The following is an 8,238-nucleotide window of genomic DNA, read 5'->3' as shown; positions in this document are numbered from 1 at the left end:
GCGGCGGCGGCCGGTACCGGTGCCGGTGCCGCCGGTGCGGTGGCCGGCGGGGCGGCGGCCTCGGCCGCGACCGGGGCCGGCTCGGCGTTCAGGTCCGCGATGAACTCCTCGCCGAGTACCTCGCGGGCCGCTTCCAGGTGATCCAGGTCCACCTCGCCGTGCTCGGCGGCGTGGCCGTCCAGTGCGAGCAGGATGCGCTCCACCGGGTCGTGCGTCCCGTTCAGGCGCTGCTCGGCGTAGACGGCGACACCGAGCTTGAGGAAGAGTTTCGCGGCGCGGCGGTGCTCGGCGTACTCCTCGACGGCCTCCTCGCCCGCCTCGAAGCCCTTCGCCGTGACCTCGACTATCTTCTGGATGAAGCTCATGCTGCACTCCTGAACACGCTGGGTGGGATGCCTTCTGCCGGGTGGCCCGCTCAGTGCCGCCGGGCCCTCACGCGGTGACCTTATGGCAAGGAACCGCGGTGCCCGGCCGGGAGGTTGACCTTCCTGAGCGGACGTCATATTTGCCCGGGTACGTACCGGTGGGCCGGCGGCCGGCTACCCGGCGACGCGGGCGGGCCCGGCCCGGCCGGGTCGGCGGAATGGGCGCCCCGGTGTCGGCGTTGTGGAAAAGATGAACGATTCGTCCTTCAATGCCGGATTCGAGCCGGTCGAGCCGGTCGAGCCCGCCGCTGTGCGCGAGCGGCTGGCCACCGAGCGTGCCGACACCGGCGCGCAGATCGCGGCGCTCAGCCGTGAATACGACGGGATCGTCGCGGCGAACGCCCTGGTGGCGGTCGACGACGAGCACGACCCGGAGGGGTCGAGCACCGCTTTCGAGCGGGCGCACGTGGCCGCGCTGCTGGCGCGGGCGCGGGAGCACCTCGTCGAGCTGGACGAGGCGCTGGGGCGGTTGGAGCGGGGTGGGTACGGGCGGTGCGAGGTCTGCGGGGAGGTGATCCCCGCAGACCGGCTCGAGGTGCGGCCGGCCGCCACCACCTGCATCCGCTGCGCGTCCACCACCTCACCCTGACCCGGGCTCCACCCGGACCGCCCGCCCAGCCCCCGCGACCCGTCCCCGGACCCTCCGCCGGTCCTGGGCCGCCCGCGCAGTTCCCCGCGCCCCTGACGGGGCCGCACCATCACCCGGGGCCGGGCCCCGGCCCCGACCGCCCGCACAGCCCCCGAAACCCGTCCCCGGACCCTCCGCCGGTGACCCGCTGAGCGCGCAGTTCCCCGCGCCCCTGACGGGGCGCATCTCACCTCGGCGGCCCCTCACCCGAGCCCCTGACGGGGCGCATCCAACCTCGGCGGCCCCTCACCCGAGCCCCTGACGGGGCGCATCCAACCTCGTCGGCCCGCACCCGAGCCCCGAAGGGGCGCGGGGAACTGCGCGACCAGCCCACCACCGGCCGACAGCCGAATCGCCGCCCGCCTCACCCCCAGCGGCCCGCACCCGAGCCCCGAAGGGGCGCGGGGAACTGCGCGACAAGCCCACCACCGGCCGGCAGCCGAATCGCCTGCCCCCACCCCACCCCCAGGGGCGCGGGGAACTGCGCGAGAAGCAGCCCCGTCGGCCGGGGGCGGTCAGGTGAGGACGGACGTGAGGGTGATGGTCGTGCCCGACAGGGCCTTGCTCACGGGGCAATTACTCTTCGCATCCTCCGCCGCCGCCTTGAACACCGCCTCGTCGACATTCGGCACCCGGCCCTCGACCGTGAGGTGGATCCCGGTGATGCCCGTACCCGGCTGGAGGGTGACCATCGCCTTCGTCGTGAGGCTCGTCGGCGGGGTGCCCGCCTTGGCCAGGCCGTTCGCCAGGGCCATCGAGAAGCAGCTGGAGTGGGCGGCGGCGATCAGCTCCTCGGGGCTGGTCCTCCCGTTGGGGTCCTCGGCGCGGGAGGCCCAGGTGACGGGGAAGTGGGCGGCCCCGGAGGAGTCGAGCGTGATGTCGCCGGAGCCGCTGAGCAGGTCGCCTTCCCACTCGGTGTGAGCGGTGCGCGTGGTGGCCACGAGGAGTCCCTTCTGTACCGGGCCGCACCGGCCTCCGAACACGAGGTACCGGCCGTACCGGAAGCGGATGACGTCTCCCTGATCGTCCGCCCCACCGGCGGTCCGGGCACTCCGTACCGCGGTCCGGTGCCACCGTCCGGGTGAAGCAGCCGCCCGCGGCGCCCCGGCGGGCGCCCCCGCCGCGCAAGGTGGGCCGCTCAGGACTGTGCCGGGCCGCCCGCCGCATCCCGCAGCGCCGCCCGGGTGAGCGTCGTCGCGGTGCGGACGACGCTGGTGATGGCGTCCTGCGGGTCCAGCCCGTGCAGGTCGGTGAGGCTGAAGAGGGCCTCCGCGCTGACGACGACCGCGAGGTCGTGTTTGAGCTGGGTCAGCCGCTCGGGGTCGGCGGCGCCGAGGGTGTCGGCGAGCGGGGCCAGCGCCTCGTCGATCAGGCCGAAGCGCAGCCCCGGGCGGGCATGGGGCTCGCCGGGGCGGATGACGGTCGCCGCGATCATGGCGCGGACCACGCCCTGCCGGGCGAGCACGTGCCGCAGCAGGAACTCGGTCGCGGCGGCGACGCGTACCACCGGGTCGTCCGAGCCGGCCACCGGCTCGAACGCTTCGGCCGCGGTGGGCAGTTGCCCCACGATGGCTTCGCGCAGCAGGCTGGCCAGGTCCGGGAAGTAGCGGTAGGCCGTCGCCTCGGAGACCAGCGCCGCCTTGGCGACCTCCGGCATGGTCACTTCGCGGCCGGTACGGCTCAGCTCGGCCGCGGCCTGCACGATCGCGGTCCGGGTGCGCAGTTTCTGGTTGGCACGCCCCGCCGTGCTCTGCGACGTCATCGGTCCACCTTTCGTCCGTCTCGTGCGTCCCGTCCGGCGCGTCCGGCGCGTCCCACGGCCGGCAGCGAGTTTTCTTCCGTGGCACCCAGAGCCTTGCCCTACGTTACGCAAGCGCTCTACAGTCATGAGAGCATACTCTCATAAAAGGAGCAACCATGGAGATAGGGCTGCACATCCTGGACTTCACCTATCCGAGCGGACCGGGCGGACTGGCCGACGACCTCACGCGGGTGGTGGTGGCCGCCGAGGACGCCGGTTTCGCCCGGGTCAGCGTCATGGACCACGTCTGGCAGATCGGCGTGGTCGGCCCGCCGGAGCACGACATGCTGGAGGCGTACACCACGCTCGGCTACCTGGCGGCGCGCACCTCCCGCGTCCAGCTGCTGGCGTGGGTGACGGCCGTCAGCTACCGGGAGCCGGGTCTGCTCGCCAAGCTCGTGAGCACCCTGGACGTGCTGTCGAAGGGCCGGGCCTGGCTCGGCATCGGCGCGGCCTGGAACGACGAGGAGGCGGCCGGACTCGGGCTGCCGTTCCCGGCCACGGCCGAGCGGTTCGAGCGGCTGGAGGAGACGCTGCAGATCTGCCGGCAGATGTGGAGCGAGGACGAGAGCCCGTACGAGGGCCGCCACTACCGGCTCGGGCGCACACTCAACTCGCCGCAGCCGATCCGCCGGCCGCCCATCCTGATCGGCGGCGGCGGCGAGAAGAAGACGCTGCTCCTGGTCGCCCGCTACGCCCAGGCGTGCAACCTCTTCGCGGGCGCCGACCTCGAGCGCAAGCTCGACATCCTGCGCGGGCACTGCGAGGCGGAGGGGCGCGACTACGACGACATAGAGAAGACGGTCATGCTCTCTCTGGACACGGGCGAGAAGGGCGAGAAGACCGACGAGCTGCTGGCGCAGCTCCAGCAGCTGGCCGCGCTGGGCTTCACCGAGGCGCACGGCCGGGTGCCGCGGGTCTGGGAGACCGAGCGGCTCGCGCTGATCGGCCGCGAGATCGTGCCGGCCGCCGCCGGGTTCTGAGCACCGACGCGAGCGCGCCCAGCGCCCCGCGCCCGGCAGGCGGCGAGTGGCAGGCGGCGACGCCACGGGGGCGCCGGCCGCTCCTGCCTCAGCCCCGCCGGCCTCGGCTCCCGTGTCCGCACCAGCCTCCGTACCTGCCGCACCCGGCCTGGCCCCGCGCGTCAGCCGGCCGACGCCGTCGCCTCGCCGCGTACGGACTCGGCCAGCGCGGGGGCGCGCTGCGGGCCGTGGCGGCCCTTGTCGAGCAGGGGGAGCGGACGGACCACGTCGTGCTCGGCGGCCGGGCGTTCGGGAAGCGGGGCGACGGGACCCGGGACCCCCACGGGCACGACGGGGGTCAGGGGAGTGACGGGGGTGACATCCACCACGGTGGCGGATTCGGTGACCGCGATCCGGGCGCCCAGACGTGGCTCGGCAAGCCGGCCGGCGTCGCCGCGCAGCAGCAGGCGCACCGCGGCCCAGGGGAGGTTCACGCCGGTGAAGGCGGTCTGGAAGATCCCCGCGGAAGCACGGGGGTTGGCCTCCAGGAGGACGGGTTCGCCGTCACGCGTGCGGAGTTGGACGTTGGACAGGTAGGCGAGCTCGAAGTGGGCGACCAGCCGGCGGGCGATCGCGGTCACCGCGGGGTCGTCGATCAGCAGCCGGTAGCGGCCCTGCTTGGAGCGCGCGATGGCCGCGAGCGTCGCGCCCCCGGGGGCGGACAGGCAGTCGACACTCACCTCGGGGCCGTCGAGGTAGGGCATCACCAGGAACTCCGGGATCGCCTCGCCCTCGTCCGCGGCCCGCCGCAGCGCGTCCGTCACCGCGCCCACCGAGGCCAGCGGCGCGGGCGGCGCCAGCAGGTCCCGGATGCGCAGCGGCCGGTCGTCCAGGATCCGGAAGCCGAACGCCGAGTACTCGCCGGCCGGTTTGAAGCAGACCTGCTCCCCGTTCGCCGACAGCTCCTCGACAGCCGCGCGGAATCCGTCGGCGTCGGAGGCGACCCGCCACGGCGGTACGGGCACGCCCGCCGCGCGCGCGGCTTCGTAGGTACGGCTCTTGCTCGTCAGTACGTCGATCGCCGCGGGCGGCGAGCACATCAGGCGGGTACCGATCTCGGCGAAGGCGCGGGTCCGGCCGGCCAGCGCGGCCAGCCGGCGGGGCGGGACGAGCACGTCGACACCGTGCCGGCGGCAGAAGTCGAGGGCGAAGGCGGCGTACTCCTCGTCACCGACGTACCGGGGCTCGGCTTCGCGCACGTCGCAGGCCGACAGCGCCGGCGCGTCCCGGTCCACGTTCGAACCGTAGATCCGGACGTCGACGGCGTCCGGGTTGTCGCGCAGCATCCGCATCACCTCGGTGGAGGCGACTCCTGCGCTGCTGAGCCATATCCGTAGTGCTATCGCGGAGCTCCTTCGTCATCGGTGCGGACCCGGGGCGGGGCGAGGCCGTGCGGGCAGGACCGCTGGGCCCCGCCAGGAGCTGGCACATGACGGTCGGAAACCGGCGTGGTGACGAAGGACATTCGGTCCTTGCCGATCATGTGTGGAGCGGATCGTAGCCTGAAACCATGACAGCCGGATTTCATGACTGTTTGCGGACGGGTTCCGGGATGTCCGCACCCGGTGGTCGGGTCCCCTGGCCGGGACCCCCTGCCCGCGCGAGGTCCCGCGCGAGGTCCCGCGCGCGCGACCGGGCGACCGCCGCGGCCCGGGCCCGGCCGCCGGGCGACGGCCCCGGCTGAGATCATCGGGGTGGTCGAGTGGTGCCGTGGCCGCGTGCCGTGGCCGCGTGCCGTGGCCGCGTGCCGTGGCCGCGTGCCGTGGCCGCGTGCCGTGAACGATGGAGGAGCCCTGTGCCGGAGAGTTCGGAGCCGTTGCGGAAACTGGGGTTTTTGACGATCGGGTTGTTCGACGCGGCGGATCCCCGGCGCGGGCACGAGTCGACGCTGGAGGTCATCGAGCTGGGTGAGCGGCTCGGGTTCGACAGCGCGTGGGTGCGCCACCGCCACCTGCAGTTCGGCATCTCCTCGCCGGTGGCCGTCCTGGCGGCGGCCACCCAGCGCACCAGCCGGATCGAGCTGGGCACGGCGGTCATCCCGCTGGGCTGGGAGAATCCGCTGCGGATCGCGGAGGACCTGGCCACCGTCGACATCCTGTCCGGGGGACGGCTCAATCCGGGCGTCAGCGTCGGACCGCCGATGCACTGGGAGCAGGTCAAGGACGCGCTCTACCCCGAGACCGCCGAGGCCGAGGACTTCAGCTACGACCGGCTGGAGCGGCTGCTGGGCTTCGTACGCGGCGAGCCCGCCACCGACTTCAGCGGGACCACCGGTTTCGAGGTGTTCTCGGACCGGGTCCAGCCGCACGCCCCCGGCCTGGGGGCCCGGATGTGGTACGGCGGGGCGAGCCTGCGGTCGGCGCAGTGGGCCGGCGAGCACGGGATGAACTTCCTGACCAGCAGCGTGGTGAAGGCCGAGGAGTCCGAGGACTTCGCCGAGATCCAGCTCGCGCACATCCGGACGTTCCGCGCCTACCACCCGGAGGGCACCCGCGCCCGCGTCTCGCAAGGACTCGTCGTCATCCCCACCGACAGCGCCTCGCCGGAGCAGCGCGCCAAGTACGAGGAGTACGCCCGGGCGCGGACACCGCGGACCGCCACCCCGCAGGGCCCGGCCCGCATGATGTTCGCCGCCGACCTCGTCGGCCCGTCCGCGCAGATCGCCGAGCGGCTCTGGGCGCACGCCGCCTTCCGGGAGATCGACGAGGTCGCCTTCGCCCTCCCCTTCACCTTCGAGCACGCCGACTACGTCCAGATCCTCACCGACATCGCCACCCGCCTCGGCCCGGCGCTCGGCTGGCGGCCGGCCCCGGCCTCCCCCGCCGCCTGATCGTCAGCCGCCCGCGCTCGCACCCCCGCTCCCCGCCCCGTCCCCGCCGGCCGCCGATGCCCGGGAGCAGCACCAGAGCTGCTCGGACCAGCGCGCCACCCGGGAGCAATGGGCCCGGGCCCAGGTCGCGTTGGCGTGGCCCGCGGCGGTGCGGGGGCCGCCGAGCAGGACGTGGCGGAGCCGGCCGGTGGCGATCAGCTGGCGCAGACCCCGGCGACGGTCGGGGTGGGCGCGGCGCCGGTCCCGGGATCTGCGGGGCCGCCGGATGCGGGCGAAGTGGGGCCTTCGGGTGAGCCCGCCCGCGGGGACCGGCGGGGCGCACCTGACCGGGTGCGGCCGCGGTTTCGACCCGCCTGCCGCCCGCGCGGCCGGCGGCGCCCGGCTCCCCCGACTCGTACCGGTGGCGGTTCGCTTGCGTGTGCTCGGCCGAGGAGACCGGTGACCGTTTTACGGTGGTCTGATGCGACGTGTAGCGTGGTGGGCCCTGTTGTCGTCCGCCATTGCCCCCCTCGTGCTGCTGGCCGGCTACACGACCGGCGCGGCGCTCGAAGGCCACCGCTACAACCCGGTCCGGCAGACGATCAGCGTCCTGGCGGCCGGCGACAACGACGGGTACTGGGCGCTGACCAGCACCCTGATCGCGGTCGGCGCCTGCCACCTGGTGACCGCGCTGGGGCTGCGGCCCGCAGCCCGGGCCGGGCGGCTGTGCCTGGCCGGCGGCGGCCTCGCGGCGATCTTGCTGGTGCTGTTCCCGGCCCCCGCCAAAGGGGGCTCGCTGCCGCACGGTTGGGTGGTCGGGGTCGGATTCTCCCTGCTGGCGGTGTGGCCGCTGCTGGCCATGGACCACCGGCCGGACGCACCGTGGGCGCTGCGGCCGGCGCCGTCGAAGGCGGCCAGCGCGCTGATGTGGCTCGGCGCGCTCTGGTTCGTGATCGAGCTGGAGACCGGCGGCGTCGTCGGCATCGCCGAGCGCGTGGTGACGTCCGCTCAGGCCGCGTGGCCGGTGGTGGTCGTCGTCTCCTGCCTGCTGCACGGCAGCCGCCTGCGGAGCCCGGCGCCGGCGAGGTCGGAGGACGCGACCTGACGCGGCGCCCGCGGCTGACGCGGCTGACGCGGCTGACGCGACCGTCCCGGGCGGGCTAGCCTCGGCGGTATGGCCTTGGTGTGGGAGCAAGTGGTGGTGGACTCGGCGGACCCGGTGGCGCTCGGGAGCTGGTGGTGCGAAGCGCTGGGCTGGGTGGTGGTGAACGACTCGGCCGAGGAGTACGAGATCAGGCCGGCGGCGGACCGGCTGCCGGGACTGGTCTTCGTGGCGGTGGCCGACCCGAAGACGGTGAAGGACCGCCTGCACCTCGACTTCCGGCCGGACGACCAGGACGCCGAGGTGACCCGTTTCCTGGGCCTCGGCGCCCGCCACGCCGATGTCGGTCAGAGCGAGGACGACACCTGGGTGGTGCTGGCCGACCCGGAGGGCAACGAGTTCTGCGTGCTGAGCTCGCGCCCCGCCTGACCCACGGCCCGCGCCCCGCCTG

General features: G+C 74.2%; 9 protein-coding genes. 5 read left to right on the top strand and 4 right to left on the bottom strand.

Annotated features, from left to right (window positions below; genetic code table 11):
* Positions 1 to 365 (bottom strand): hypothetical protein (locus GA0115240_RS28835; RefSeq protein WP_093741156.1); only part of this gene is annotated, 365 nt, incomplete at its 3' end.
* A 250-nt stretch (positions 366 to 615) separates the two neighbouring features.
* Here GA0115240_RS28835 and GA0115240_RS28830 point away from each other — a divergent pair.
* On the top strand, positions 616 to 1,014 hold the full coding sequence (locus GA0115240_RS28830) for a TraR/DksA family transcriptional regulator (protein ID WP_093741155.1): 399 nt from the start codon (positions 616 to 618) through the stop codon (positions 1,012 to 1,014).
* Positions 1,015 to 1,568: 554 nt separating this feature from the next.
* On the opposite strand, the gene GA0115240_RS28825 is transcribed toward GA0115240_RS28830, so the two are convergent.
* Both GA0115240_RS28825 and GA0115240_RS28820 read right to left on the bottom strand, forming a co-directional pair.
* The gene (locus GA0115240_RS28825; protein WP_093741165.1) at positions 1,569 to 1,994 is read right to left on the bottom strand and encodes an OsmC family protein; all 426 of its coding nucleotides are present in this window, start codon (positions 1,992 to 1,994) and stop codon (positions 1,569 to 1,571) included.
* 197 nt (positions 1,995 to 2,191) lie between these two features.
* Positions 2,192 to 2,815, bottom strand: a complete 624-nt coding sequence (locus GA0115240_RS28820) for a TetR/AcrR family transcriptional regulator (protein WP_093741153.1) — start codon at positions 2,813 to 2,815, stop codon at positions 2,192 to 2,194.
* Between the two features lie 155 nt (positions 2,816 to 2,970).
* Here GA0115240_RS28820 and GA0115240_RS28815 point away from each other — a divergent pair, with 155 nt between their 5' ends.
* Positions 2,971 to 3,837 (top strand): LLM class F420-dependent oxidoreductase, encoded by an 867-nt coding sequence (locus GA0115240_RS28815; protein ID WP_093741151.1) that lies wholly within the window; start codon positions 2,971 to 2,973, stop codon positions 3,835 to 3,837.
* 161 nt (positions 3,838 to 3,998) lie between these two features.
* Here GA0115240_RS28815 and GA0115240_RS28810 read toward each other — a convergent pair whose 3' ends face one another.
* Positions 3,999 to 5,162 (bottom strand): ATP-grasp domain-containing protein, encoded by a 1,164-nt coding sequence (locus GA0115240_RS28810; RefSeq protein WP_161302535.1) that lies wholly within the window; start codon positions 5,160 to 5,162, stop codon positions 3,999 to 4,001.
* Positions 5,163 to 5,671: 509 nt separating this feature from the next.
* On the opposite strand from GA0115240_RS28810, the gene GA0115240_RS28805 reads away from it, so the two are divergent.
* From GA0115240_RS28805 to GA0115240_RS28795, 3 genes are all read left to right on the top strand, one after another.
* Positions 5,672 to 6,706 carry an LLM class flavin-dependent oxidoreductase gene (locus tag GA0115240_RS28805; RefSeq protein WP_093741148.1) on the top strand — a complete coding sequence of 345 codons (1,035 nt, stop codon included), beginning with the start codon at positions 5,672 to 5,674 and terminating at the stop codon, positions 6,704 to 6,706.
* A 460-nt stretch (positions 6,707 to 7,166) separates the two neighbouring features.
* The gene (locus GA0115240_RS28800) at positions 7,167 to 7,790 is read left to right on the top strand and encodes a DUF998 domain-containing protein (RefSeq protein WP_093741147.1); all 624 of its coding nucleotides are present in this window, start codon (positions 7,167 to 7,169) and stop codon (positions 7,788 to 7,790) included.
* Positions 7,791 to 7,859: 69 nt separating this feature from the next.
* Positions 7,860 to 8,216, top strand: coding sequence for a VOC family protein (locus tag GA0115240_RS28795; protein WP_093741145.1), 357 nt, complete (start codon positions 7,860 to 7,862; stop codon positions 8,214 to 8,216).
* Positions 8,217 to 8,238: the final 22 nt, after the last annotated feature.

The organism is Streptomyces sp. DvalAA-14, from assembly GCF_900091855.1.
Classification (GTDB): Bacteria; Actinomycetota; Actinomycetes; order Streptomycetales; family Streptomycetaceae; genus Actinacidiphila.
Note: the sequence above shows the minus strand (reverse complement) of the source record. Positions and strands in the feature narration are given on the sequence as shown.